Here is a 25,081-nt window from a genome sequence, read left to right on the forward strand (position 1 = left end):
CGGTCTCCGGGCGGGTGCGGCACAGTTGTGGGCATGTTGCCGATGCACACGAGTTCCGAGGAACCGGACGTCCCCGTAGCGGTCCTGCCGATCGGGAGCCACGAGCAGCACGGCCCGTTCCTGCCGCTCGCGACGGACACGGTGATCGCCTGCACGGTCGCGCGGGAGATCGCGAAGGCCCACCCGGTGCGGACGCTCCCGCCCGTGACGATCTCGTGCTCGCACGAGCACGCCGCCTGGCCGGGGACGGTGAGCATCTCGGCGGCCACCCTGCACGCGGTGGTACGGGACGTCGCCGAGTCGCTGCGCAGGTCCGGGGTGCCGAAGCTGGTGCTGGTGAACGGGCACGGCGGCAACTACGTGCTGGGCAACGTCGTCCAGGAGGCGCACGGCGACATGGCGCTGTTCCCCGGCCCGGACGAGTGGGCCGACGCGCGGACGGCGGCGGGCATCGAGACGTCGAACGACGGCGACATGCACGCCGGGGAACTGGAGACGTCGATCCTGCTGCACGCCCACCCGGAACTCGTGCGGGACGGATACGCCGCCGCCGATCACCTGGCCGATGACCGGCGGCACCTCCTGACGGCCGGGATGGCCCCCTACACCGCGTCCGGCGTCATCGGGCGGCCGTCACTGGCCGACGCCCGCAAGGGCCGGGACGCTCTGCGGAACCTGGTCGCGGCTTTCGGGGACTGCCTCGCGGCGCTTCAGCAGCAGGGTCGCGGCGCCGGGCAGGCACGCGACGAACGTGAGCACCCCGTACACGACGGAGACGGTCAGGCCCTGCGCTGACCCGAGGCCCGCGGCACCGAACGCGACGGCGAGGACGGCCTCGCGGGGACCCCATCCGCCGACGTTCACCGGCAGCACCATCACCAGCAGCGCCAGCAGGAGCAGCGGCACGAGGGTGACGAGAGGCGCCGTCGCGCCGACGAGGCGGGCGGCGACCACGAACAGGGTCAGATGCCCGGCCAGGGCCGCGACGGACAGGACCGCGACGCCGGGCCAGATGTCGAGGACGGCGCGCGCGTCGGCGAACATGGCCGCAAGGGCCCGGTGACGCCAGCGGGCCAGCACGAGGAGCCCGCTCAGGACGACCGCGATCGCGACAAGGGCCGGGGTCATGACCGGCGCCATGGCCGACAGCACGGCCGGCTGGGTGAACAGGACGGCGACGCCCACGACGACCGGGACGATCTGGCCCGTCACCCGTTCGAGGAACACGGCCCTCACCCCGCGGCCGACGTCACCGGACCGGTGGCCATGGCTGACCGCCCGGTGGACGTCGCCGACGACCCCCGCCGGCAGGACGGCGTTGAGGAACTGGGCCTTGTAGTAGTCCGAGACGGCTTCCGCCATGGGCAGCCGCAGGCCGAGACGCCGGGCGACCAGGCACCACCGGGCCGAGCTGAGCACGGTCGTCGCCAGCCCGATGGCGAGGGCGATGACGACGGACCGGGCGTCGATGGCCTGGAACGCGTCCACGAACGCGTCCGAGCTGTGCCACCACAGGAGCGCGGCGAGGATGCCCAGCCCGGTGAGCAGGCGCAGCCACGGCCAGAGCTTGGTCACCCAGAACCTCATCGGACGGAACCCCCGGGGAGAGCGAGCAGGTCGACATGGTGGATCTCGGCGGTCAGCCCGCCGGCGGCGCATTCGGCGAGCCGCCGGCGCAGGTAGCCGCCGGCGGCCCGGCCCAGGCCGGGACGTTGTTCGATGGCGGCGGCGACCCAGCCGCGCAGCCACTCGGCGGTCAGCGCGGCCTGGTCGGGGCCGAGCCGCCACGGGCTCGGCCGCGTCCGGACCGAGGCGCCGCGCCGCCCGAACGCCGCGGTCGCGGCGGTGACGGCGTCCGGCCCGAGGAGGCCGTCGCGGCGCTGGTGGGCGTCGAACGCGGCGGCGATCTCGGCGTCCAGCGGGTTCGGCGGGGACAGCCTGACCCGCCCGACGACCGACAGGGTCAGCAGCACCGGGCAGGCCGCCGCGGCGGCGACGGCCTCGACCTCGGCGGCGGTCAGCACGTCCAGCAGCGCGGACGCGGTGACGAGCGACGCGCCGGCGAGGTCGGACGCGCGCAGCGATTCGAGGCCGCCCTTGCGGGTCTCGATCGTCGCGGGCAGCCCGTCCGCGGTGACGTAGACGTTGTCGCGGGCCCGGTCGAGCAGTCCGGGGTCGTGGTCGTGCAGGATCCAGTGCTGCGGTCCGCGCAGCCGGCCCGACAGCCAGCGTCCCAGGGAGCCGGTGCCGCAGCCGAGGTCCCAGATGACCAGCGGCTCACCCGGCGGGAGCGCGTCCCGGAGCGGGTCGAGCAGTTCGGAGGCGCGGGCGGCGGCGTCGGCCCCCTCCCGCAGCGCCAGCCAGGCGGGATCGAAACTCATCGGGTCTCCCTGCGCAGGCGGGACAGGACGGTGGCCATGCGGCGGGCGGTGTCGTCCCAGCCGGGCAGCATGCCGCGGCGCTGCCGGGCGGCGGCGCGCAGCCGCTCCCGCAGCTCGGGCTCCACCAGCCAGCTGCGCAGCGCCGCGGCCAGCGCCGGGGGATCGTCCGGCGGGACGAGGAGCCCCGGGACGGCGCCCGCGGGGTCCCAGCCGAGCGTGTCGGGGACGCCGTCCACCCTCGTCGCGACGACCGGGATGCCGCGCGCGAGGGCCTCGGTCACGACCATCCCGTACGTCTCGGCGCGGGACGCGAGGACGAGGAGGTCGGCGCCGTCGTAGGCGTCGTCGAGCCGCTTGCCCGTCAGCGGCCCCTCCAGATGGACGCGGTCGCCGAGGCGGTGCCGGGCGATCAGGCGGTGCAGGCGCGTCACGTACTCGGCGTCGCGGCGCAGCGGGCCGACGAACTCGCAGTTCCACGGCAGGTGCGCGAGGGCGGCGAGGGCCTCGACGAGGACGTCGTGGCCCTTGCGCGGCGTCACCGACGCCACGCACAGCAGGCGGGTCGCCCCGTCGGTCCCGGTCGCGAGCGACGCGGGGTCGGTCCCCGGGGTGACGGCGTGGACGCGGGACGGCACGAGGCCGTGGTGGGCGATCAGGTGCTCCTTGGCCCACGGGCTGGTCGCCACGACGGCACCGGCCGCCTCCAGCACCTTGCGTTCGCCCGCGTTCAGGTCGTCCTGCCCGGGTTCGTCCGCCAGCGGGAGGTGGACGAGGACGGCGAGCTTCAACCGGCCCGCCTCCGGGACGATGATCTCGGGGACGCCGCACGCCACCAGTCCGTCCAGCAGGACGACGGCGCCGTCCGGCAGCGCGGCGAGCGACCGCGCCAGACCCGTCCGGGCCGCGGCGTCGGGACGCGGCCACGCCCCGGGCGCCGGCATCTCCCGGACGGTGCGCCCCGCCGCGGTCAGCCCGTCGCACAGCCGCCGGTCGTAGTGGTTGCCGCCGCTCGGCGCGTCGGCGTCGCCGATGTCGCCCGGGACGACGAAGCAGATCTCGTGACCGCTCACAGCGCACGCTCGTACTCGGCCCACGCGACGTGCGACTCGTGCAGCGCCACCTTGACGCCGGACAGGCCGCGCGCGTTCTCGCCGAGCGCGCCCGCGTGGACCCGTTCGGCGAGCCGGTCGGCGATGACCTTGGCGAGGAACTCCGTCGAGGTGTTGACGCCCGCGAAGTCCGGCTCGTCGTCCAGGTTGCGGTAGTTCAGCCCGCCCAGGACCCCGGCGAGCTCGCGGGTGGCGAGCCCGATGTCGACGACGAGGCCGTCGGGGTCGAGATCGGCCCGGCGGAACGTCGCGTCCACCACGTACGTCGCGCCGTGCAGCCGCTGCGCCGGGCCGAACACCTCGCCGCGGAAACTGTGGGCGATCATGACATGGTCGCGGACGGTGATGCCGAACAAGGTCGTCCTCCAGATGGTCGGGTTCGAAAGGACTCAGTAGGTGATTCGGTGGCAGAGGGCCGGAAGTTCACCGCTCGCCAGGCGGGGCATGACGCGCGGCAGGTCGCCGAAGGCGCTCTCGCCGGTGATCAGCGCGTCGAAGCCCGGGTTCGCGAGCAGCCGCAGCGCCAGCGCCAGCCGGTCGGCGAAGCTCCGCCGCGCCCGGCGGGCCGGCGGCACCGCCCCGACCTGGCTGCCCCGGACGGTCAGCCGCCGCGAGTGGAAGAACTCGCCCAGCGGGACGCTGACCCGCCGGTCGCCGTACCAGCTCAGCTCCACGACCTGCCCCTCCGGCGCGAGCAGTTCCAGCGACCGGGCCAGCCCCGCGTCGGTGGCGCTGGCGTGGACCACCAGGTCGCAGCCGCCCTCGGCCTCCTCGGGGAGGACGAACCGGACGCCGAGCGCCCGCGCGACGGCGGCGCGGGACGGGTCGGTGTCGACCAGCTGGACGTCGCCGCCCGGGAGCCCCGCGAGGACCCCCGCGACCGAGCAGCCGACCATCCCGGCGCCGACCACGGCGATGCGGTCGCCGACGAGCGGCGCCGCGTCCCACAGCGCGTTCACGGCGGTCTCCACCGTCCCGGCCAGGACGGCCCGCTCCGGCGGCACCCCGTCCGGGATCGGGCTGACCGCGCCCGCCGGGACGACGTACCGCGTCTGGTGCGGGTAGAGGCAGAACACGTGCCGGCCGGCCAGCTCCGGCGGGCCGTGCTCGACCACGCCGACGTTCAGGTACCCGTACTTGACCGGGCCCGGGAACGTCCCGTCCTGGAACGGCGCCCGCATGATCGCGTGCTGGTTCGGGGGGACGCCGCCGCGGAAGACGATCGACTCCGTCCCCCGGCTCACCCCCGAGCAGACCGACCGGACCACCACCTCACCCGGCCCCGGCTCCGGCAGGACGACGTCGCGGATCTCCCCGTTACCGGGCGACCGGATCCAGAAGGCGCGGGCTTCGCGCTCCATCCGTGCTCCTCCCCCGGCTCCCCCGACTTCCCCGATCGTTCCGGCCGCCCCGGCTCCGCCCGTCCCCCGGCCGGCCCGCGTGCCGCCGCGTGAACAGCCACGCGACGTCCCGTCCGAACGACCACACCAGCAGCGCGAGCGCCGCCGCCACGAGCGTCCCCGCGTACGGGACGACGCCCGCCGCGGCGACCGTCAGCGCCACGCCCTGCACCACCGCGACGCCCTTGCGGGCGATGCTCGGCCGCAGGTCCGCGCGCAGCCACGGCGCCGCCCACGCGGCCGCGCCGAACACGTACCGCATGGCCCCGATCGCCAGCACCCACGCCCCGGCGGACCACGCGACCTGCACGCTCAGCACCAGCACGAGGAAGGCGTCGACCTCCATGTCGAACCGGGCTCCGAGCTTCGAGGCCGTCCCGGTGCGCCGGGCGACCTGCCCGTCCACCCCGTCCAGGACGAGCGCCACCGACGCGATCGCGACCAGCGCCCACGTGTGTCCGGCGCCCATCAGCTGCGCCGCCACCAGGGCCGTGACACCGCCCGTGAGAACGACGCGCCCCAGCGTGACGTGATCGGCGGGCCCCAGCGTCCGCCGCCGGTGGAACGCCGCGCTGAGAACGCCCCACGACACCAGCGCGTACACGGCGCCCGCCGCCACGCCCGCGAGGCCGGGCCGCAGCAGCGCCAGCAGCGCGAACTGCACGCCCACCGCGGCCGCCAGTTCGACGCCCCGGGTCGGCGCCAGCCGCCTCCCGCGCGGCGTTCCGGCGGTGTACAGGATGCCCGCCGGCGCCGTCCTCATCGGCCGCGCGGCCGTCATCGGCCGCGTCATCCGTGGACCTCGCTGACCGGTGCCTCACCGAGAGCTCCGTGGTCCAGCCCGGGGACGTCCAGCTGCGGGAGGTCGTGGCCGAGGCGGTCGCGTTTGGCGGTGAGGTAGCGGACGTTGTCGTCGCTGACCGGGACGAGGAGCGGCACGCGCGCCGCGACGGCGACGCCGTAGGACTCCAGCGCGCTCACCTTGACCGGGTTGTTCGACAGCAGCCGCACCGACCGGACCCCGAGATACCGCAGGACGCGCGCCGCCGGCCCGTAGTCGCGGACGTCCACCGGCAGCCCGATGGCCGTGGCGGAGTCCACGGTGTCGAGGCCCTGGTCGTCCTGCAGGATGTGGGTGCGGACCTTCGCCACCAGCCCGATGCCGCGTCCCTCGTGCCCGCGCAGGTACACCAGGGCACCGGCGCCTTCGCGGACGATCGCGTCCAGCGCCGCGCCGAGCTGGTCCCCGCACTCGCAGCGCGTGGCGGCGAAGATGTCGCCGGTCATGCACTCGGAGTGCGTCCGCACGAGCACGTTCTCCCGGCCCCGGATGTCGCCCCGGACGAGCGCCATGTGCTCGTGCCCGTCGACCGGGTCCCGGAACGCGACGGCGCGGAACACGCCCCGCCGGGTCCTGAGATCCGCCTCCGCGATGTCCTTTTCGTCGATGCCCTGGTCCCGCATCGCTCCCCTTCCTCGGCTCCGCAATCACCCGTGGTACGTGGCGGACACACCAGGTGGTTGCGTTGAACAGTCCGTATATCCCAGTGGCACGGAGGGGAGGCACCGCAAGGTTCAGCTTAGGCGCGTGCGGACCACGAGATCGTGCACGGCAGGGAAGTTCTGGGCATGTTCCGGGAGGTCACTGCGGTCTCGTTCCTCTGCGAGGCGGGCGGTGAGCGCGTCCAGGTCGGCCTTGAGGCGGGAGGCGGCGGGCGCGTCCCCGGGCACGGCGCCGTGTTCGGCGGCGCGCTTCGCCTCGATCAGGTCGGTCAGGTAGGAGGGCCCGTCGCCGGTGAGGCGCGTCAGGTCGGCCTCGATCTCGCCCGCCCGCATCAGGTGGATGCCCGTCAGCAGGACCCGGAACGTGTAGAGCAGCGGCTTCAGCTCGTTCGTCTCCTCGAACGCCTTCCGCTGGGACCGCGCGAACCCCAGGTAGTGGTGCGCGTGGTTGGAGGTGAGCAGTCCCGGGACGAGTTCCCTGAGCTCTTCGTGCACCGGCGACGTGGTGACGACGAGCGGCGACATGACCTGTTCCAGGACGTACCCGTTGCGCCGCAGGAGGAGTGTGCAGAACTTGGCCAGGTCGTGGGTGACGACGTCGGCCTCCACTCCCGCGTGGTCCCACATCAGCGTGACGGTCTGATCTCCCGTCTCCAGGCCGACGATCTCTTCGAGCGGCAGCAGGTGCACGCCGCGCAGGTCGACGTCGGAGTCCCTCGACGGGAAGCCGTACAGGTGGGCACCGCTGACCGTGACGAACGCGCGGGGGTGGGGGTGGTCGGCCTCGAGGCGATCGAGCAGGCCTTCGGGGAGGTTCACCAGTCCACGCTCCTGCGTCGTACGGAGATCAGCAGTGCCTCGACCTTCGCGCGGTCGGGTTCGGCGGGCAGCGGGCTGCCGTCCAGGGCACTGTCCAGGTCGGCGGTGAGGGTGGCGCGCCAGGTCTGGATCTCGTCCCAGCCGACCTCGCCGCGGCGGACGGCGAGGAGCCGGTCGCGCAGGTCCTCGACGTCCACGCGCGGTTCGCCGTGCCGGACGAGGTGCAGGCCGCTGACGAGCAGCCGCAGCATGTGCATGACGTGCTTCCAGCGCGGCACGCCGCCGTTGCGCAAGTCGCCTTCGAGTTTGCGGAACTGCGCCTCGGCGTAGCGGAGGAACGTGCGGTGCGCGTGCCGGGACAGGAAGGCGGGCCGGACGGCGAGAAGCTCCTCGCCGACCGGGGTGACCTTCTCCACGAGCGGCGACCACAGGCACTCCAGGACGGTCGGGTTGGCGGCCAGGGCCAGCTCGCAGAACCGCTCCAGCTCCCAGGAGAACTGCTCGGGCAGCGGGCCGTCCAGATGGGTGGGCGGTTTCGTGAAACCCCAGAACAGCGGGGCCGGCGCCGCGTAGACGCCGCGCCGGTCGACGTCGCTTTCACCGGTCGCCAGCCCGTAGGCCCGCGACCCGGTCACGACCGACAGGATCGTGTGGTCGCGGACGAGGTCGAGTGCGCTGCCGTTCACGGGGTCGTCCACGGGGGCAGCCTGGCGCAGGCGTCGCGGCGTGTCGACCGGGTTTGCCACGAGCCCTGTAAAGAGTTACAGATTGGCCACGGACTTGCTGAAAGTTTCTGCAAGGTGTTTACGAGACTGAAACGCGTTGCTAACGTCCCGCTCCAGCCACCCCAATCCCGGAGCGGCGGGACGGCGTTCCCCGAAGACGCGTCCCGCGAAGGAGGACACCATGCGGCGCATCCCCCCGATCGCCGGCATCGTCTGCGCGGCCCTGGCACTCTCGCTCACCGCCTGCGGCGGCGATGACGGCGGCGGCCCGCAGGGCGGCACCAGCGCGGAGAGCCTGCAGGGCCGCGGGCCGATCACCTTCGTGACCGGCAAGGACCGGTCCGGCAACCTGCAGAAGCAGGTGGACGGCTGGAACGCCGGCCACCCCGAGGAGCGGGTCCGCGTCATCGAACTGCCGGACGAGCCGAACGACCAGCGCCGGCAGATGATCCAGAACGCCACGACGAAGTCGGACGCCTACTCGGTGCTGAACCTCGACGTCGTGTGGACCGCCGAGTTCGCCGCCAACCGCTGGCTCACCGAACTGCCTATGGCGCCTTCGTCCGGGGGGTCTGGGGGGTCGTCCCCCCGGACGGAGAACGACAAGATCGAACTGTCGGCGATGCTGCCCGCGACGATCAAGACCGGGCAGTACCGGGGCCGGCTCTACGCGGTGCCGTCCACGTCCGACGCCGGGATGCTCTACTACCGCAAGGACCTCCTCGACAAGGCCGGGGTCCCGGCGCCGCCCAAGACCTACGACGAGATGTGGGACGCCTGCGACAAGGTGCGGAAGCTGCCCGAGGGCGAGGACGTCGACTGCTACTTCACCGAGGTCAACAAGACCGAGAGCATGACGATCAGCGCGGTCGAGGCGATCGCGGCCGCCGGCGGCTCGATCATCGGCGAGGACGGCAAGCCCGCGCTGAACACGCCGCAGGCCGAGCAGGGCGTCGAGTTCCTGGTGAACGCCAAGAAGACCCGGATGCCGGACGAGGCCGTCACGCTCGACACCGAAGGCGGGCGCCGCCACTTCCAGTCCGGCAAGCTGCTGTTCCAGCGGCAGTGGCCCTACCAGTACGCGCTTGCCGACTCCGAGGACGGCTCCTCGGAGGTGGCGGGCGAGTTCGCCGTCGCGCCGCTGCCCGGGCCGGACGGCCCCGGCGTCGCCAACCTCGGCGGGCACAACCTCGCGATCTCCGCGTTCGCCGAGAACAAGGCGACCTCGCTCGACTTCATCCGGTACCTGACCAGTGCGGCCGCGCAGCGCGCCAACCTGCTCGCGACCTCGCAGGCGCCGACCATCACCGCGCTGTACGACGACCCGGAGATGGTGAAGAAGTTCCCGTACCTGCCGGTCCTGAAGCAGGCCATCACGAGCGCCAGGCCGCGTCCCGTCGCGGTCAAGTACGGCGACGTCACCGCCGCGATCCAGGGTGAGATGTACGACGCCGTCACCGGCAAGAAGCCCGTCGAGCAGGCCCTCTCCGACCTGCAGGCCAAGCTTCAGCCGCTGACGGCGCAGTGAGCGGCATGACCGCGACGCACGACGAGAGGCCGTCCGCCGCGGGCACCCCCGCGGCGGACGCGCGACGCGGGCCCCGGGCCAGGAGCGACGTGCAGGGGACGAAGCGGCTCGCGGCGCTGCTGCTGTCCCCGACGCTGCTCGTCCTCGCGCTCGTCATCGGCTACCCGGTCCTCGCCGGTTTCCGCGAGTCGCTGTACGCGCGGGGCGAGGGCCTGGACGCCCAGGGGTTCGTCGTGGAGGGCGACCGGTTCGCCGGCCTCGGCAACTACACCGCCATCTTCCAGGGCGACCAGGCCGAAGCGTTCTGGAACGCCTTCGGCAACACCACGTTCTTCACGATCACCACCGTGACTCTGGAGACCGTGATCGGCGTCGCCATGGCGCTGATCATGCATCAGGCGTTCCGCGGACGGGCGATCGTGCGCGCCGGCATCCTCGTCCCGTGGGCGATCCCGACCGCGATCTCCGGCCTGCTGTGGCGGTGGATCTTCCAGGCGGACGGCGCCGCGAACGCGGTGCTGCGCGAGCAGATCCTGTGGACCGCCGACGGGTTCCCCGCCAAGATGGCCGTCGTCATCGCCGAGGTGTGGAAGACCTCCCCGTTCATCGGGCTGCTCGTCCTCGCCGGCCTGCAGATGATCCCCCGCGACGTCTACGAGGCGGCGCGGGTGGACGGCGCCGGCCCGGTCCAGCAGTTCTGGCGGATCACGCTGCCGCTGGTCAAGCCCGCGCTGCTGGTGGCCGTCCTGTTCCGCATGCTGGACGTGCTGCGGATGTTCGACCTGCCCGCCGTCCTGATCGGCGTCAACCAGAGGTCCGTGGAGACCCTCACGATGATCGCCTGGTTCGAGGCGTCCAACCTGCGGTACGGGTCGGCGGCCGCCTACGCGACCGTCCTGTTCCTGTACATCGCGCTGATCGCGTACCTGTTCGTGAAGCTGCTCGGCGCCGACATCATCGGCGAGGCGCGCCGGCACACCGGGCGCGGCGGCAGGCGGAAGAAGGTGGCCAAGTGAACGGCTCCCTCACCCGCCGGACGCTGTCCTACCTCGGGTTCGCCCTGGTCACGATCTACTGCCTCGCGCCGTTCTACTGGATGACGATCTCGGCGTTCCGCCGTCCGCAGGACCAGTTCGACAACACGATCGTCCCGGTACGGTGGTCGTGGGAGAACTTCTCCGCGGTGTTCTCCGGCGACAACGGATTCGGCCGCGCGCTGCTGAACAGCGTCATCGTTGCCGGGAGCACGACCGTGCTGACGCTGCTGATCGGCACGTTCACCGCGTACGCGCTGGCCCGGCTGCACTTCCGGTTCAAGAACGCGGTGCTCGGGCTGATCATCGCGACCACGATGTTCCCGGGAATCTCGCAGCTGGTCCCCTTGCTGAAACTCTTCACCGGCATCGAGTGGATCAACACCTACCAGGCGATGGTGCTGCCGAGCCTCGGGTTCGCGCTGCCGCTGTCGGTCTGGCTGCTCACGGCGTTCTTCCGGCAGCTGCCGTTCGAGCTGGAGCAGGCGGCGATGGTGGACGGCTGCACCCGCGGCCAGGCCTTCCGCAAGATCATCATTCCGCTGGCGGCGCCCGGGGTGTTCACCACGGCGATCCTGACCTTCATCGCCGCGTGGAACGAGTTCCTCATCGCACTGTCCATGGTCAACAAGAAGGAGATGCAGACCGCCACGGTCGCGATCTCCAAGTTCACCGGCGTCTCGGGGTTCGACCAGCCGTTCGGCACCCAGATGGCGGCGGGTGTGATCGTGACCGTCCCGCTGATCGCCGTGGTGCTGGTCTTCCAGCGCCGGATCGTCGCCGGCCTCACCGCCGGCGGAGTCAAATGAACCGAAGTGACCGACCGACGTGCGCCCAGTGCACCCGACGGCTCCCGATTCGAAGGATGTTCATGACCCAGGACACCCTGATCGTCCCCGCCGAAGACCTCGGAGGGGGCGGCACCCGCTGGTGGCGCGACGCCGTCATCTACCAGGTGTACGTGCGCAGCTTCGCCGACTCGGGCGGCGACGGCGTCGGCGACCTGCCGGGCGTCCGGGCCAGGCTGCCGTACCTGGTCGGCCTCGGCGTGGACGCGCTGTGGCTGACCCCGTTCTACGTCTCCCCGATGGCCGACTTCGGCTACGATGTCGCCGACTACCGCGACGTCGACCCGCTGTTCGGCACGCTCGCCGACGCCCGCGACCTGATCGCGGACGCGCACGCCCGCGGCCTGCGGATCATCGTGGACGTCGTCCCCAACCACACCTCCGACCGGCACGCCTGGTTCCAGGCCGCGCTCGCCGCGTCCCCCGGCTCCCCCGAGCGCGCCCGCTACGTCTTCCGCGACGGGCGGGGACGCGGCGGCGCCGAACCGCCCAACGACTGGGAGTCGGTGTTCGGCGGCCCCGCCTGGACCCGGCTGCCGGACGGCCAGTGGTACCTGCACCTGTTCGCCCCCGAGCAGCCCGACCTGAACTGGGAGAACCCCGAGGTCCACACCGAGTTCACGGACATCCTGAAGTTCTGGCTCGACCTCGGCGTCGACGGCTTCCGCGTGGACGTCGCGCACGGCATGGCCAAGGCGCAGGGGCTCCCGGACGTCGGCCACACCGACCAGGTCGAGATGCTCGGCACGGCCGTCCTGCCGTACTTCGACCAGGACCCCGTCCACGACATCCACCGCGAATGGCGGCGCCTGCTCGACTCCTACGACGGGGAGCGGATCGCCGTCGCCGAGGCGTGGGCGCCGACGCCCGAGCGCCTCGCCGCCTACACCCGCCCGGACGAACTGCACCAGGCGTTCAACTTCCACTACCTGACCGCGCCCTGGGAGGCGTCCGGGATGCGGAAGGTGATCGACGAGTCGCTGCGCACCGCCGGGGCGGTCGGCGCGCCCGCGACCTGGGTGCTGTCCAACCACGACGTGAAACGGCACGTCACCCGGTACGGCGACGGGGAGCGGGGCCTGCGGCGTGCCCGCGCGGCGGCGCTGCTGACGCTCGCGCTGCCCGGTTCGTCCTACGTCTACCAGGGCGAGGAACTCGGGCTGCCGGAGGTGCTCGACCTGCCGGAGGAGTTCCAGCAGGACCCGCAGCGGCTGCGCGGGGAGGGCGCGGGCCGCGACGGCTGCCGCGTCCCGATGCCGTGGGAGGGCGAGGAGCCCCCGTTCGGGTTCGGCGCGGGCGCCGGGTCCTGGCTCCCGATCCCCACCGCGTGGCGCGACCTCACGGTCGCCGCGCAGAACGCCGACCCGGGCTCGATCCTGTCGCTCTACCGCGAGGCGCTGCGCATCCGGCGGGAACATCCGGCTCTGGGCGACGGCTCGCTGCGCTGGCTGGCGGGTCCAGCGGGCACACTGTTGTTCGTCCGGGAAACCGCGGACGAGGGGGACGGGCGGCTCGCGTGTGCCGTCAACATGGGCGGCCGTACCGTGCGCATCCCCGCGTACGGGACCCCGCTCCTCGCGAGCGGACCGGTCCACGCGGACGGGGATCACGTAGAGCTGCCCCCGGACACCGCACTGTGGTGGGACGTCAAGGAGGAAGGCTAATTTGAAACCCATGACGACACGCCTGGCGGACATCGCGGTACATGCCGGGGTGAGCGAGGCGACCGTGAGCCGCGTGCTCAACGGCAAGCAGGGCGTGTCCCCGACCACGCGCCAGGCGGTGCTGACCGCCCTGGACGTGCTCGGCTACGAGCGCCCGGCCCGGCTGCGCCAGCGGCGGGCCGGGCTGATCGGGCTGATCATCCCCGAGCTGACCAACCCGATCTTCCCGGCGTTCGCCGAGGTCATCGAGAGCGCACTGGCCCGGCACGGGTACATGGCGGTGCTGTGCTCGCAGGCGCCGGGCGGCGTCGCCGAGGACGACTACATCGAGATGCTGCTGGAGCGCGGCGTCGCCGGGATCATCTTCGTCAACGGCCTGCACGCCAACGCCAACTCAGACCGCGCCCGGTACGCGCGGCTGCTGGAGCAGGCGCTGCCGATCGTGCTGGTGAACGGGTACCGGCCCGACATCGACGCCCCGTTCATCTCCAATGACGACGTGGCGTCGCTGGAGGCGATCGTCGCGCATCTGGCCGCAATGGGCCACCGGCGGATCGGGCTGGCGATCGGCCAGGACGTGTACGTGCCGACGCGGCGCAAGACCGAGGGCTTCCGGCGCGGGATGGCGGCGCACACCGACCTGGCACCGGACGAGGTGGACGAGCTGATCGTCAACACCATGTACACGGTCGAGGGCGGGCAGGCGGCCGCGTCCCGGCTGCTCGACGCGGGCTGCACGGCGATCTGCGGCGGCAACGACATCATGGCACTCGGCGCGATCCGGGCAGCGCGGCAGCGTGGTCTGCGAGTCCCCGCGGAAGTCTCGGTGACCGGCATGGACGACTCGCTGCTGACCGCCTATCTCGACCCTCCGCTGACCACCGTCCGGCAGTCGGTGCGGGAGATGTCGATGGCCGCCGTGAGCACCGTCCTGGACGAGATCCGCGGGGCCCGCGCACCCCGTACGGAGCTGCTCTACCGGCCGGAACTCGTCGTCCGGCGGTCGACGGCGCCGGCCCCGGCGGCGGCCCGGCTGACACCCGTGAAGGACGGTTGACCGGGTACTGACCGAAGGTCGGATCGGGCCTGACCAGCCTCCCGCCTCGGCTAGCTTGTTGTAACGGTTGTGTTTCGGCGCATTGACAGTGAGCCCAGTCACGGTCTTTCATCCGTGGGAGCGCTCCCACACACTGGAAGTCACCAACCTGAGAGGGGTCCGCCATGAGGGCCATCATGCGACGCGGACTGAGTACGGCGATGGCGGCGGTACTCGTCGGCGGACTGGTCGTCGCCTGCGGCGGGGACGACGACGGAGGCGGCTCGGACGGCGGTCCGGTCGAGCTCACCGTCGACGTCTTCGGCGAGGCGGGATACGAAGAGATCGCCAAGCAGTACGAGCAGTCGCACCCCAACGTCACCGTCAAGCTGCGCAAGGTCTCCAGCCTCGACGAGTACAAGCCGCGCATCCAGCAGTGGATGTCCACGGGCAGCGGCGCCGGCGACGTCGTCATGCTGGAGGAGGGCATCCTGCCGCTCTACATGCAGCAGCCCGACAAGTTCGTCAACCTCTTCGACCACGGCGGCAAGGCGCTGGAGAAGAACTTCCTGCCGTGGAAGTGGCAGATGGGCATCAGCCCCGACGGCAAGCAGCTCGTCGGACTCGGCACCGACGTCGGCCCGCTCGCCATGTGCTACCGCAAGGACCTGTTCGAGAAGGCCGACTTCCCCACCGAGCGCGAGGAGGTCGGCAAGCTCTGGCCGACGTGGGACGCGTTCCTCGCCAAGGGGCAGGAGTTCCAGGAGAAGGTCCCCGACAGCAAGTGGCTGGACGGCCCCACCGCCGTCTTCCGCGCCACCGTCCTGCAGAACGCGGGCAGCGGCCCCGGGTACAGCTTCTTCGACAAGGAGAACAACCTGGTCTTCGACAGCAACCCGGCCGTGAAGCAGGCGTTCGACACGTCGCTCAAGTTCGAGCAGAACAAGCTCACCGCCGACATGTCGATCTTCACGCCGCCGTGGCAGAACGGGCTCAAGCGCGACACGTTCGCCACCCTGCCGTGCCCGTCCTGGATGCTCGGGGGCATCGAGGAATTCTCCGGTGAGGCCGGCAAGGGCAAGTGGGACGTCGCGACCATCCCGGGCGGCTCCGGCTACTGGGGCGGCTCGTGGCTGGCCGTGCCCAAGCAGACCAAGCACGCCAAGGAGGCCGCGGAGCTGGCCAAGTTCCTGACCTCCCCCGAAGGCCAGGTCGGCGCGTACAAGGCGGCGAACGTCTTCCCGTCCTCGCCGCAGGCCGCGCAGGACCCGGCGGTCGCGGGCGCGAAGAGCGAGTACTTCAACAACGCCCCGGTCGGCAAGATCTTCGGTGAGCTGGTGGCCTCGGTGAAGCCGGTCCACCTCGGGCCGAAGAACGAGGACGTGCGGGCCGCGGTCGAGAACGTCCTGGTCTCGGTGGGCCAGGGCAAGCAGGACGCCGGCGGTGCCTGGACCAAGTCCGTCGAGGAGGCTGAGAAGGCCGCCAGGTAACCCCCGGCGACCTCCAGACCACGGCGGCGGCGCCGTGCCGATACCTCCCCGCCGGCGCCGCCGCCGTACCCATCTCCCCGTCCTCGGAAAGGAGGCGCACGACGTGACCACCGATCTGCGCCCCAGCCGGAACGGCCCCCCGCCGCCCCCGCCGGCGAAGGCCCGCCCGGGGGCCGGCCGCACCTGGCGGGCACGGCTGGCCAAGCTCGACGTGAAGGGCGCACCCTACGCCTTCATCTCGCCGTTCTACCTCGTCTTCCTCGTCTTCGGCGCGTTCCCGCTCGTCTTCACCCTCTGGGTCTCCCTGCACGAGTGGGAGCTGGCGTCGGGGACCCGCGAGTTCGTCGGGCTCGAGAACTACGACTACCTGCTGACCGACGCCGACTTCTGGCACGCCACGGTCAACACCATCGGGATCTTCCTCATCGCGACCGTCCCGCAGCTGATGCTCGCGCTGATGATCGCCAACGCCCTGAACCGGCGGATGCGGATGCCGACCCTGTTCCGGATCGGCATGATCGCCCCGCTGGTGACCTCGACCGCCGCCGTCGCGATCGTGTTCACCCAGATGTTCGACAAGGACTGGGGCATGATCAACTGGGCGATCGGTCTGGTCGGCATCGACCCGATCGCCTGGAGCAGCAGCCGGGGCTGGTCCTGGGTGGCCATCGCCCTGATGGTCGACTGGCGCTGGACCGGCTACAACGCGCTGATCTACCTGGCCGCCATGCAGGCGATCCCGAAGGACCTCTACGAGGCCGCCGCGATCGACGGCGCGTCCCGGATCCGGCAGTTCTGGCAGATCACCGTCCCGATGCTGCGTCCCACGATCATCTTCACGGTGATCATCTCGACGATCGGCGGGCTGCAGCTGTTCACCGAACCCGTCCTGTTCAGCATCCACACGCCGAACAAGATGGACGGCGGCCCGCTCCACCAGTTCCAGACCATCACGATGTACATGTACGACAACGCGTTCGGCAGCGACCGGTACGGCTACGGCGCCACCGTCGCCTGGGCCCTGTTCGTGATGATCATCGTGTTCTCCCTGATCAACTTCCTGGCAGTGCGGCGCACGGGAGGCACCAAGTGACCACGCTCCTGGCCGGCCCCGGCAGCCGGCGCCCCGAGGGCAAACACGCCGCCCCACCCCCCGGTCGCTTCCGCGGACTGTGGAACGCCAGCCCGCTGACCTACCTCACGCTGGTCGTCGCGCTGGTGCTGTCGATCTTCCCGATCTACTGGATGATCGCCGTGGCGACCCGCACCAACGACGTGGTCGCCGACGTCCCGCCGCCGCTGCTGCCCGGCGGCAACGGCGCCGAGAACGTCGACCGGCTGTTCGGCAACCCCGACGCCTACTTCGCGCAGGGCCTGCTGAACTCCGCGATCGCCTCCGGCGTGGTGACGATCTCCACGGTGTTCTTCGCCTCGCTCGCCGGGTTCGCGTTCGCCAAGCTGCGCTTCCGCGGCAAGAACGGGCTGCTGCTGATCATCATCGCGACGATGATGATCCCGGTGCAGATGGGCATCATCCCGCTCTACATGATCATGGTGGAGCTGGGCTGGCAGAACCAGCTGCAGGCCGTCATCGTCCCGTTCCTCGTCACCGGGTTCGGCGTGTTCATGATGCGGCAGTACGCCGAGCAGGCCGTCCCCGACGAGCTGATCGAGGCGGCCCGCGTCGACGGATGCACCACGTTCGGCATCTACTGGCGCGTCGTCCTGCCGGCGCTGCGGCCCGCCGCGGGCGTCCTCGGCCTGTTCACGTTCATGCAGACCTGGAACGAGTTCATGTGGCCCCTCGCCGTCCTTAACCCCGACAACCCGACCGTGCAGCTGTCCATCAACAACCTGGCGAACGCGCACTTCCAGGACTACACGCTCATGTTCGCCGGCACCAGCGTGGCGGTCCTGCCGCTGCTCGTCGTGTTCATCATTTTCGGCCGCCAGATCATCGGCGGAATCATGGAAGGTGCTGTGAAAGCGTGACCTCCCTCAAGGACGACACCGGCGCGGCCTCGACCGCACAGTTCCCGACCGGTTTCCGCTGGGGGGCCGCCACCGCCGCCTATCAGATCGAGGGCGCCGCCGGCGAAGGCGGACGCGGCCCGTCCATCTGGGACACGTTCTGCCGCACCCCCGGCAAGGTGCTCGGCGGCGACACCGGCGATGTCGCGGTGGACCACTACCACCGGTTCCCCGAGGACGTGGCGCTCATGTCCGACCTCGGGCTGACCGCGTACCGGTTCTCGATCTCCTGGTCCCGGGTGCAGCCGTCCGGGACCGGGGCGTTCAACCAGGAGGGCGTCGACTTCTACCGGCGCCTGGTCGACACGCTGCTGGAGGCCGGCATCGAGCCGTGGCCGACCCTCTACCACTGGGACCTCCCGCAGCCGCTGGAGGACAAGGGCGGCTGGCCCGAACGGGAGACCGCCCACCGGTTCGCCGAGTTCGCGTCGCATGTGCACGCCGCCCTCGGCGACCGGGTCCACCACTGGACGACCGTGAACGAGCCGTGGTGCGCGGCGTTCCTCGGCTACGCGTCCGGGGAGCACGCGCCGGGGCGTCTCGACCCGTCCGCCTCCCTGCTCGCCGCCCACCACCTGATGCTCGGCCACGGCCTCGCGGTCGAGGCGATGCGGGCCCGCCACCCCGACAACCGGTTCGGCGCCGCCGTCAACCTGTACGCGGTCTCCCCCGCGACCGACGACCCCGCCGACGTCGACGCGGCGCGCCGCATCGACGGGCTGCAGAACCGGCTGTTCCTCGACCCGCTGCTCCTCGGCCGCTACCCCGAGGACGTCCTCGCCGACACCGCCCGGTGCGGGTTCGCCCCGGCGGACGGCGACCTGGCCGTGATCAACCAGCCGATCGACCAGCTCGGTATCAACTACTACTCGCGGCACACCGTCGCGGGCACGCCCGGCGAGGCGGCGCAGACCGCGTCGTCGCCGTTCTCCACGCACTCCCCGTGGGTCGGCAGCGACCATGTCCGCTTCGTCCCCGCCGGGCGTCCCGTCACCGGGATGGGCTGGGAGATCGACGCGGACGGCCTGCACGAGGTCCTCACCCGGCTGCATCGCGAATACCCGTCCGTCCCGCTGTACATCACCGAGAACGGCGCGGGCTACGACGAGACGCTGGACGGAAATGGCACGGTCCAGGACGAGGGGCGCATCGCCTATATCGACGCGCATCTGCGGGCGTGCCACAGCGCCATCGCCGACGGAGTACCGCTCCGCGGCTACTTCACCTGGTCCCTGCTGGATAATTTCGAGTGGGCTTGGGGCTACTCCAAGCGTTTCGGGCTGGTCCACGTCGACTACGCCACGCAGCGCCGGGTGCCCAAGGACAGCGCACGATGGTACGCAGGGGTGATCCGGCGGGGCGGTCTGCTCGAACAGGGCTGACACGCACGGGGCGGACGGTACGGACAAAGGGGGCTAGATGACGGGCAGCAGCACCCGTCCCACGCTGGAGGCGGTCGCGGCGCGGGCGGGCGTCGGGCGCGGCACGGTATCGCGGGTGGTCAACGGGTCGCCACGGGTCAGCGCGCAGGCCCGCGAGGCCGTGCTGAAGGCGATCGAGGAACTCGGGTACGTACCGAACCGCGCCGCCCGCACGCTCGTCACCCGCCGCACCGACACCGTGGCGCTCGTCGTCGCCGAGTCCGACCAGCGGCTGTTCGACGAGCCGTACTTCGCCGGGATCATCCGGGGAATCAGCAACGGCATCGGCGAAACCGGGCTGCAGCTCCTGCTCGCCCTCGCCCGCTCCCCCGCCGAGTACGGGAGGCTGGAGGAGTACCTCACCACCCAGCACGTGGACGGGGTGCTCCTCACCTCCCTGCACGCCGAGGACCCCCTGCCCGCCAAGCTGGAGGCCAACGGCGTCCCGACCGTCCTCGGCGGCCGCCCGCCGGGCCTGTCGCCGGTCAGCTACGTCGACGTCGACAACCGCAGCGGCGCCCGCGAGGCCGTCGGCCACCTGATCTCCGGTGGCCGGCGGCGCATCGCCACCATCGCCGGCCCCCAGGACATGGGGGTGGGCATCGACCGGCTGGCCGGCTACCGGGAGGCCCTCGCCGCCGCGGGCCTGCCCGAGCACATCGAGTACGGCGACTTCGGCGAAGCCAGCGGCATCGCCGCCGCGGAGAAACTGCTGGCCGCCGAGCCGGCCCTGGACGCGGTGTTCGCCGCCGACGACCCCATGGCGCTCGGCGCGCTGCGCGTCCTGCACCGGCACGGCCGCCACATCCCCGAAGACGTCGCGGTGATCGGCTTCGACGACTCGGCCGCCGCACCCCTGGCCGACCCGCCGCTCAGCACCGTCCACCAGTCGCCGGAGGAGATGGGCCTGGAAATGGCCCGCCTCCTGGTCTCCCGCATCCGCGGCGAGACGGTCGAGGACCCGGTCGTCATCCTCCGCCCCCACCTGGTGATCCGAGAATCCGCGTAGTTTCTTGCATTTCCCTTGGCGGTCGGGCCCTGGAGGCCCTCCCTTCGGCGGGAAATGCGGTGCGATCGCTGTATTTGCTTGCATTTCCCTTGGCGGTCGGGCCCTGGGGCCCTCCCTTCGGCGGGAACTGCGGTGCGATCGCTGCATCGCTTCGGCTCGCCTTGCGGCTCGCTGCGCGATCAGGTTTCTTGCTTCGCTCGAAACCTGCCTTCGGACGCGATCGCGACGATTGAGGTCGGTGCGTGGCCGGGGCGGTGGCCGGGGTCGCTGACAGGCACTTGGGCGGTGAACTGGGGCGGAAGCCTATGATCGGTTGATGGGCTATGAACCGACCGCCGCCGAGCTCGTCCATCTGAACCGCTGCGTCGAACTCGCGGCCGAGGCGCTGGAGTCGGCCGACGAGCCGTTCGGGTCGGTGCTGGTGTCCGCGTCCGGCGAAGTCCTGTTCGAGGACCGCAACCGCACCGCGGACGGCGACGAGACCCGCCACCCCGAGTTCGAGATCGCCCGCTGGGCGGCCCGCAACCTCACCGCCGACGAGCGCCGCGACGCCACGGTGTTCACGTCCGGCGAGCACTGCCCGATGTGCTCGGCCGCGCACGGCTGGGTCGGGCTCGGCCGCATCGTCTACGTCCTCTCGTCCGCGCAGCTGACCGCGTGGCGCACCGAACTCGGCGTCCCGCCGGGGCCGGTCACGTCCTTCCCGATCCAGGAGGTCGTGCCGGGAATCCGGGTGGACGGCCCGGTCGCCGCGCTGGAGTCCGCGATGCGGGACCTGCACGTCCGCGCCTGCACCCCGTGACATGCGGCGTGCCGCCCTCCATGGTCGGCGGACGAGGACGGCACGCCGCGGCTCAATCGGTCACCGCCTGGCCGGCGCCTCCGGGCGGGCGGTCAGCGCCTCCAGCCGCTCGACCGCCGCACGCCAGTCGCACGGGACCCGGCACCGCGTCGTCCGGTGCCCGCGGTAGGTGAGCGTGTAGGTGAAGTGGTCGGCCACGTCGCATCCCGCCGCCGAAGAAGTCGTGGTGACGACGCGGCCCAGCGCGTCACGCAGGCCGCGCATCTCCTCCTCCTTGAGCGCGACCTTCGCGCCATTGACGACGGCGCCTCCCGCGGCATCGACGGTCACCCGTTCCCGAATTCCAGCGAATCCTCCGGAGCGCTCGTAGGTGACCAGAACATCCGGCCCGGTGAAAGCGAGCATTTTCGCCCTCCTTTTCATGCGGGCCGCCGGACGGCACCCCGCTTCCCCATTCCGGCGGCCCGCGGTCCGTGGGTTATCCGCCGAAGAGGATTCCGCCGGTGTCACGCATGGCGGCGCACCGGTTCGGATAGGTCCGGGCGAAATGGCGTGGCTCGCCGCGCCAGGTGCCGTCCGCGCTCACCCGGACGGGCGCGTGTTCCAGCGTGCACGGCCCCTCCCGCCGGGGGATCCGGGCCACTCGGCCGTCGGCGAGTTCGAGCTGGTCACAAGCCTGTGATGCGGCGCGGAGCGTCCCTCCGTCCGGCTCGCACCACAGGGTCCGCGCGGTGACGGGACCCTCCTGCGGCGCCACCATCAGCAGGTAGGCGCCAAGGGGTTCCTCCGCCAGCGTCGGCGCGGCGTGCACGAGGACCGCCATTCCGGCCACCGCGGCGGCCCACCGGAAACGGGCACGCGACATGTGCATGTCTTCCTCCCTGGATTGCCCGCCGCGATCTGCGGCAATGGCCGGCGAGGACGTCGATTTGTGGTGGACGTCCCGCCGCATCCAGACATTAGGCGCCACAAACTCCCACAAACAAGACCGTCTTCCGTCCCAACCTGGCCACCCGTCAATACTTAAATCAAGTCTGCCCGATCGTGCAATGCACATTGCCACCGAATGACCAGAAAATGTGCTACCGGGAGGCCGGACCGCACCCCGTCCATCCTGGACTCCCGCTTGAGCGCGTGGGCGGAGACGTCCTCTGACGCGTACGTGATTCCTCGCCGGCCCGCCCCGGCCGGGCCGGGGCGGGGCGGGCCAGGGAATTCAATGGGTGAGGGAGAAGGTGCTCAGGCGGGTTTCGCCGGTGAAGACCAGGTAGACGTCGTGGTCTCCGCGGGCACCGGTGACCGGTGCAGTGATCTCCTTGTAGGTGTACTCGTCTCCGGTGGACGGGACGTCCAGGGTTCCCGCGACGGGGCCGTCGGGTGCGTCCAGTCGGACCTGGATCGTGGTGGCGTTCGTGCCCGCGACACGGGCCGTGATCTTGCCGGTGGACCGGCCGAGGTCGGCGTCTGCGAACTTCAGCCAGGAGTTCGCGGTGCCGGCGACGGCGTCGCCCTCGGCCTTCGATTCGTCGACCAGCTCGATGCCGCCGTGGTCGTCGAAGTCGGCGGCTCGGGTGGTCGTGGACAGGTTCCGGTCGGGGATTCTCTCGCCGCGCACGTTGAGGTGGGCGCGGCGCCGGATGTCGGCGGACGAGGAGCCGAACAGCAGGTCGTGCTTCGACATCTCGACCGTCCACCGGTTGCGGGTGACGTCCCAGATCGCGAGGTCGGAGGCGCGCAGCCGGAATGTCGCCGTGACCGTCTCCCCGGGCTTCATGTGGATCTTGTCGAAGGCGCGCAGCCTCTTCACCGGCTGCTTCACCCGCGACTTCAGCTGGTGGGTGTAGAGCTGGACGACCTCGTCGCCGGCCTTCCTCCCCGTATTGGTGACCGGGATCGTGACGGTCACCGTTCCGTCGCGGCTGACGGAACGGCTGCTGAGGCGCGGCTCGCCGTAGCGGAATGTGGTGTACGAGAGGCCGTACCCGAACGGGTAGAGCGGCTTGCCCTTGAAGTACTGGTAGGTGCGGTCGGTCTTGATGATGTCGTATTCGAGGATGCCGGGCAGGTCCTTCTCGGAGCGGTACCAGGTTTGCGGGAGTTTCCCGGACGGGCTTTCGTCGCCGAAGAGAATGGATGCCAGGGCGTTGCCCGTTTCGGCGCCGGCGTGACTCGTCCACAGGATCGCCGGGACGTTCTGCTGCTCCCAGTTGAGCGTCGTCGGGTAGCTGTTCTCCACCACGACGACCGTGTTCGGGTTGGCCTCGCGGACGGCCTTGATGAGTTCCGACTGTCCTTCGGCGAGCGCCATCGTGGTGCGGTCGTGGTCTTCGCGGCCGTTGATGAACGGCATGCTGCCGACCACGACGACGGCGGTGTCGGCGCCGGCCGCCGCCTTGACGGCGGATTCGACGCCGCTGCTGACGACGTCCTTGGCGAACCGGGCGGCGTCGTCCTTGGTGGTGAGTACGAGCGTGCCGTCGTCGTTCGTCTTCACGTAGGTCTTGGAAGGGTCGGCCCAGTCGTACGCCTTTTCGTAACCGGCGTAGCGGATCAGGTATTCGCCGCCGTCCTGCTTCTCCAGCTTGAACATCTGCTGGACGAACCAGTCGTTCGGCTGGTCCTGGTCGTTGGCGAAGGTGTCGCCCCAGTTGTGGCGGCCGACGACCTTGCCGTTGGCTGCGCTGCGCAGGGTCACGATGCCCTGGCCCCAGTCGAACACGTCGAACTGTGCCGTCGCGTCGGCGGGCGTGGTGGGTCCTGTTTTGAGGACGGCGCCGGCGCCGGTTCCACCGGCGATGTACGCACCGGTCTCGACGTCCTTGAGCGCGATCCGGTCGACGCCCTCGCTGGACGTGACGTTGCCCGCGCCGGCCTTGTTCCTGATGCCGTCCAGCGGGGTGACCTCGTACGGGAGGTCACCCGAGTACCAGTCGGTGTAGAGGGTGTCGGAGAGCTGGCCGACGACGGCGACCTTGCCGGACGAGATGGGCAGCGTCCCGCCCTTGTTCTTCAGCAGCACCATCTGCTCGGCCGCGGCCCTGCGGGCCAGGGCGCGGTGGGCGGGGCTGTCCACGACCTCCTTGGTGATCTTCGCGTACGGGCCGCCGCCCGGGTCGAACTCGCCGAGCCGCACCCGGATGCTGAGGATGTGGCCGACGGCGCGGTCGATGTCGGATTCGGCGAGCAGCCCGCGCGACAGCGCCTCCTTGACCGCGTTGATCGTGATGGACGAGTCGGTGTTGTCGGTGGTGAAGCTGTCCACGCCGGCCTTGAGGACGGCCGCGTCGGCGGTGGCGAGGTCGGGGAAGTACTGCTGGGAGCCGACGAGGTTGTTGGGCCCGCCGGCGTCGGTGACGTTGAACAGCGTCCGGTCCGTCCAGGAGCGGATGAGGCCGCCGGCGTCGGGCGTGACGGTCGCGGGACGGCCGTTGACCAGGTTGTAGGCGGTCATGACTCCGGTGGCGGCGTCGCGGGTGACCGGGATCCGGAACGGGACCTCGTCGTACTCCTTGCTCACCCGTGGCCGCAGGCTGGAGGACGTCCGGTCGCGGCGGATCTCGTTGTTGTTGGCCATGTAGTGCTTCAGCACCGGGGCGGCCTTGAGGTGGGCGGGATCGTCGCCCTGCATGCCGTGGCCGTAGGCGGTGGCGAGGAGGCCGGTGAGCAGCGGATCCTCGGAGTAGCCCTCCTCGTTGCGGCCCCAGCGCGGGTCGCGCAGCAGGTTGACGACGGGCGCCCACAGCTGCAGGCCCCAGACGTCGGGGTTCTCGCCGTGGTAGCCGCGGGCCTCGGTGCCGACCGCGGAGCCGATCTGCTTGAGCAGCTCCGGGTCCCAGGTCGCGCCGAGCCCGACCGACTGCGGGAACACGGTGCCCTCGGCGGTCACGACGGCGCCGCCGTCGTGGACGTCGGTGGACCACGCGACCCCGTGCAGCGCCTCCGTGCCCGTCTTGAACCGGTCGATGCCGAGCCGCGGGATCGCGGGCTGGTACTGGTGGAGCAGGGAGATCTTCTCGTCGAGGGTGAGCCGCCCGACCAGGTCGCCGACCCTGGCCTGGACGGACAGGCCCGGGTCGCGGAACGGAAGGGTCTCGCGGGCGGCGGCGGGGGCCGTCCACGCGAGGGGGGCCGCCAGCACGACGGCCAGGACGAGGGTCAGGGACCGGCTGCGCCGGCCGGGGGGACGGGGGGTTCGATGGTGTCTGGGCATCGGTACTCCTCTGGACTGGCCCCCGAGCAGTGATTATCGAAGCGCTTCGACTATGGCCCGTGCAGGGCCCT

Annotated in this window: 23 protein-coding genes and 1 pseudogene; 12 read left to right on the forward strand and 12 right to left on the reverse strand. The window is 71.3% G+C overall.

Annotation, left to right across the window (positions count from 1 at the left end):
* Positions 1 to 33: 33 nt before the first annotated feature.
* Positions 34 to 795 carry a creatininase family protein gene (locus ACGFIS_RS17680; protein ID WP_392898830.1) on the forward strand — a complete coding sequence of 254 codons (762 nt, stop codon included), beginning with the start codon at positions 34 to 36 and terminating at the stop codon, positions 793 to 795.
* Positions 796 to 798: 3 nt separating this feature from the next.
* Here the strand turns inward: ACGFIS_RS17680 and ACGFIS_RS17685 are convergent.
* From ACGFIS_RS17685 to ACGFIS_RS17725, 9 genes and pseudogenes are all read right to left on the reverse strand, one after another.
* A pseudogene (locus tag ACGFIS_RS17685) lies at positions 799 to 1,659 on the reverse strand (lysylphosphatidylglycerol synthase transmembrane domain-containing protein); the annotation flags it as partial.
* Entirely contained in the window at positions 1,584 to 2,381 is a 798-nt protein-coding gene (locus tag ACGFIS_RS17690) for an SAM-dependent methyltransferase (protein ID WP_392898832.1), read from the reverse strand. The pseudogene ACGFIS_RS17685 and the gene ACGFIS_RS17690, both read right to left, overlap by 76 nt.
* The gene (locus ACGFIS_RS17695; protein ID WP_392971743.1) at positions 2,378 to 3,451 is read right to left on the reverse strand and encodes a glycosyltransferase family 4 protein; all 1,074 of its coding nucleotides are present in this window, start codon (positions 3,449 to 3,451) and stop codon (positions 2,378 to 2,380) included. Before ACGFIS_RS17695 ends, ACGFIS_RS17690 begins: the two co-directional genes overlap by 4 nt.
* On the reverse strand, positions 3,448 to 3,846 hold the full coding sequence (locus ACGFIS_RS17700; protein WP_392898838.1) for a 6-pyruvoyl tetrahydropterin synthase family protein: 399 nt from the start codon (positions 3,844 to 3,846) through the stop codon (positions 3,448 to 3,450). The genes ACGFIS_RS17695 and ACGFIS_RS17700 overlap by 4 nt, the downstream gene beginning before the upstream one ends.
* Positions 3,847 to 3,879: 33 nt before the next feature.
* Entirely contained in the window at positions 3,880 to 4,851 is a 972-nt protein-coding gene (locus ACGFIS_RS17705; protein WP_392971746.1) for a zinc-binding alcohol dehydrogenase, read from the reverse strand.
* Positions 4,808 to 5,683 carry a CDP-alcohol phosphatidyltransferase family protein gene (locus ACGFIS_RS17710; protein ID WP_392971749.1) on the reverse strand — a complete coding sequence of 292 codons (876 nt, stop codon included), beginning with the start codon at positions 5,681 to 5,683 and terminating at the stop codon, positions 4,808 to 4,810. Before ACGFIS_RS17710 ends, ACGFIS_RS17705 begins: the two co-directional genes overlap by 44 nt.
* A complete protein-coding gene (locus ACGFIS_RS17715; RefSeq protein WP_392898845.1) occupies positions 5,680 to 6,354 on the reverse strand; it encodes a GTP cyclohydrolase II in 675 nt (224 codons plus the stop codon). Before ACGFIS_RS17715 ends, ACGFIS_RS17710 begins: the two co-directional genes overlap by 4 nt.
* 111 nt (positions 6,355 to 6,465) lie before the next feature.
* Positions 6,466 to 7,212 (reverse strand): DNA polymerase beta superfamily protein, encoded by a 747-nt coding sequence (locus ACGFIS_RS17720; RefSeq protein WP_392898847.1) that lies wholly within the window; start codon positions 7,210 to 7,212, stop codon positions 6,466 to 6,468.
* Positions 7,209 to 7,910 carry a DNA polymerase beta superfamily protein gene (locus ACGFIS_RS17725; protein WP_392898849.1) on the reverse strand — a complete coding sequence of 234 codons (702 nt, stop codon included), beginning with the start codon at positions 7,908 to 7,910 and terminating at the stop codon, positions 7,209 to 7,211. Before ACGFIS_RS17725 ends, ACGFIS_RS17720 begins: the two co-directional genes overlap by 4 nt.
* A 208-nt stretch (positions 7,911 to 8,118) precedes the next feature.
* Here ACGFIS_RS17725 and ACGFIS_RS17730 point away from each other — a divergent pair, with 208 nt between their 5' ends.
* The 11 genes from ACGFIS_RS17730 (at position 8,119) to ACGFIS_RS17780 (ending at position 20,800) form a co-directional block, all read left to right on the forward strand.
* Positions 8,119 to 9,465: an ABC transporter substrate-binding protein gene (locus tag ACGFIS_RS17730; RefSeq protein WP_392898851.1), complete on the forward strand. Its 1,347-nt coding sequence runs from the start codon at positions 8,119 to 8,121 to the stop codon at positions 9,463 to 9,465.
* Positions 9,466 to 9,470: 5 nt separating this feature from the next.
* The gene (locus tag ACGFIS_RS17735; RefSeq protein ID WP_392898854.1) at positions 9,471 to 10,481 is read left to right on the forward strand and encodes a carbohydrate ABC transporter permease; all 1,011 of its coding nucleotides are present in this window, start codon (positions 9,471 to 9,473) and stop codon (positions 10,479 to 10,481) included.
* Positions 10,478 to 11,308: a carbohydrate ABC transporter permease gene (locus ACGFIS_RS17740; RefSeq protein WP_392898858.1), complete on the forward strand. Its 831-nt coding sequence runs from the start codon at positions 10,478 to 10,480 to the stop codon at positions 11,306 to 11,308. The genes ACGFIS_RS17735 and ACGFIS_RS17740 overlap by 4 nt, the downstream gene beginning before the upstream one ends.
* Before the next feature lie 62 nt (positions 11,309 to 11,370).
* Complete coding sequence (locus tag ACGFIS_RS17745; RefSeq protein ID WP_392971752.1) at positions 11,371 to 13,011, forward strand: glycoside hydrolase family 13 protein; 1,641 nt, start codon at positions 11,371 to 11,373, stop codon at positions 13,009 to 13,011.
* A 10-nt stretch (positions 13,012 to 13,021) separates the two neighbouring features.
* A complete protein-coding gene (locus ACGFIS_RS17750) occupies positions 13,022 to 14,068 on the forward strand; it encodes a LacI family DNA-binding transcriptional regulator (protein WP_392898863.1) in 1,047 nt (348 codons plus the stop codon).
* Positions 14,069 to 14,244: 176 nt separating this feature from the next.
* Positions 14,245 to 15,537, forward strand: coding sequence for an ABC transporter substrate-binding protein (locus ACGFIS_RS17755; RefSeq protein WP_392898866.1), 1,293 nt, complete (start codon positions 14,245 to 14,247; stop codon positions 15,535 to 15,537).
* Positions 15,538 to 15,640: 103 nt separating this feature from the next.
* Entirely contained in the window at positions 15,641 to 16,630 is a 990-nt protein-coding gene (locus ACGFIS_RS17760) for a carbohydrate ABC transporter permease (RefSeq protein WP_392898869.1), read from the forward strand.
* Complete coding sequence (locus ACGFIS_RS17765; protein WP_392898872.1) at positions 16,627 to 17,529, forward strand: carbohydrate ABC transporter permease; 903 nt, start codon at positions 16,627 to 16,629, stop codon at positions 17,527 to 17,529. Before ACGFIS_RS17760 ends, ACGFIS_RS17765 begins: the two co-directional genes overlap by 4 nt.
* Complete coding sequence (locus tag ACGFIS_RS17770; protein ID WP_392898875.1) at positions 17,526 to 18,950, forward strand: GH1 family beta-glucosidase; 1,425 nt, start codon at positions 17,526 to 17,528, stop codon at positions 18,948 to 18,950. Before ACGFIS_RS17765 ends, ACGFIS_RS17770 begins: the two co-directional genes overlap by 4 nt.
* 37 nt (positions 18,951 to 18,987) lie before the next feature.
* Positions 18,988 to 19,998, forward strand: a complete 1,011-nt coding sequence (locus tag ACGFIS_RS17775) for a LacI family DNA-binding transcriptional regulator (protein WP_392898878.1) — start codon at positions 18,988 to 18,990, stop codon at positions 19,996 to 19,998.
* A gap of 316 nt (positions 19,999 to 20,314) precedes the next feature.
* Entirely contained in the window at positions 20,315 to 20,800 is a 486-nt protein-coding gene (locus tag ACGFIS_RS17780) for a nucleoside deaminase (protein WP_392898880.1), read from the forward strand.
* A gap of 60 nt (positions 20,801 to 20,860) precedes the next feature.
* Here ACGFIS_RS17780 and ACGFIS_RS17785 read toward each other — a convergent pair whose 3' ends face one another.
* The 3 genes from ACGFIS_RS17785 to ACGFIS_RS17795 all read right to left on the reverse strand — a co-directional run bounded on the left by ACGFIS_RS17785 (position 20,861) and on the right by ACGFIS_RS17795 (position 25,010).
* Entirely contained in the window at positions 20,861 to 21,205 is a 345-nt protein-coding gene (locus ACGFIS_RS17785; RefSeq protein WP_392898883.1) for a hypothetical protein, read from the reverse strand.
* 73 nt (positions 21,206 to 21,278) lie between these two features.
* Positions 21,279 to 21,671 (reverse strand): SSI family serine proteinase inhibitor, encoded by a 393-nt coding sequence (locus ACGFIS_RS17790; RefSeq protein ID WP_392971755.1) that lies wholly within the window; start codon positions 21,669 to 21,671, stop codon positions 21,279 to 21,281.
* 345 nt (positions 21,672 to 22,016) lie between these two features.
* Entirely contained in the window at positions 22,017 to 25,010 is a 2,994-nt protein-coding gene (locus ACGFIS_RS17795; protein ID WP_392971758.1) for a glycoside hydrolase family 3 C-terminal domain-containing protein, read from the reverse strand.
* Positions 25,011 to 25,081: the final 71 nt, after the last annotated feature.

It is taken from the genome of Spirillospora sp. NPDC048824 (genome assembly GCF_043198455.1).
Lineage (GTDB): Bacteria > Actinomycetota > Actinomycetes > Streptosporangiales > Streptosporangiaceae > Spirillospora.

Coding starts and splice junctions, on each gene's coding strand:
- ACGFIS_RS17780 (WP_392898880.1), top strand. CDS start 20,315: ATGGGCTATGAACCGACCGCCGCCGAGCTCGTCCATCTGAACCGCTGC.
- ACGFIS_RS17790 (WP_392971755.1), bottom strand. CDS start 21,671: ATGCACATGTCGCGTGCCCGTTTCCGGTGGGCCGCCGCGGTGGCCGGA.
- ACGFIS_RS17710 (WP_392971749.1), bottom strand. CDS start 5,683: ATGACGCGGCCGATGACGGCCGCGCGGCCGATGAGGACGGCGCCGGCG.
- ACGFIS_RS17715 (WP_392898845.1), bottom strand. CDS start 6,354: ATGCGGGACCAGGGCATCGACGAAAAGGACATCGCGGAGGCGGATCTC.
- ACGFIS_RS17730 (WP_392898851.1), top strand. CDS start 8,119: ATGCGGCGCATCCCCCCGATCGCCGGCATCGTCTGCGCGGCCCTGGCA.
- ACGFIS_RS17680 (WP_392898830.1), top strand. CDS start 34: ATGTTGCCGATGCACACGAGTTCCGAGGAACCGGACGTCCCCGTAGCG.
- ACGFIS_RS17690 (WP_392898832.1), bottom strand. CDS start 2,381: ATGAGTTTCGATCCCGCCTGGCTGGCGCTGCGGGAGGGGGCCGACGCC.
- ACGFIS_RS17750 (WP_392898863.1), top strand. CDS start 13,022: ATGACGACACGCCTGGCGGACATCGCGGTACATGCCGGGGTGAGCGAG.
- ACGFIS_RS17795 (WP_392971758.1), bottom strand. CDS start 25,010: ATGCCCAGACACCATCGAACCCCCCGTCCCCCCGGCCGGCGCAGCCGG.
- ACGFIS_RS17755 (WP_392898866.1), top strand. CDS start 14,245: ATGCGACGCGGACTGAGTACGGCGATGGCGGCGGTACTCGTCGGCGGA.
- ACGFIS_RS17745 (WP_392971752.1), top strand. CDS start 11,371: ATGACCCAGGACACCCTGATCGTCCCCGCCGAAGACCTCGGAGGGGGC.
- ACGFIS_RS17705 (WP_392971746.1), bottom strand. CDS start 4,851: ATGGAGCGCGAAGCCCGCGCCTTCTGGATCCGGTCGCCCGGTAACGGG.
- ACGFIS_RS17775 (WP_392898878.1), top strand. CDS start 18,988: ATGACGGGCAGCAGCACCCGTCCCACGCTGGAGGCGGTCGCGGCGCGG.
- ACGFIS_RS17735 (WP_392898854.1), top strand. CDS start 9,471: ATGACCGCGACGCACGACGAGAGGCCGTCCGCCGCGGGCACCCCCGCG.
- ACGFIS_RS17785 (WP_392898883.1), bottom strand. CDS start 21,205: ATGCTCGCTTTCACCGGGCCGGATGTTCTGGTCACCTACGAGCGCTCC.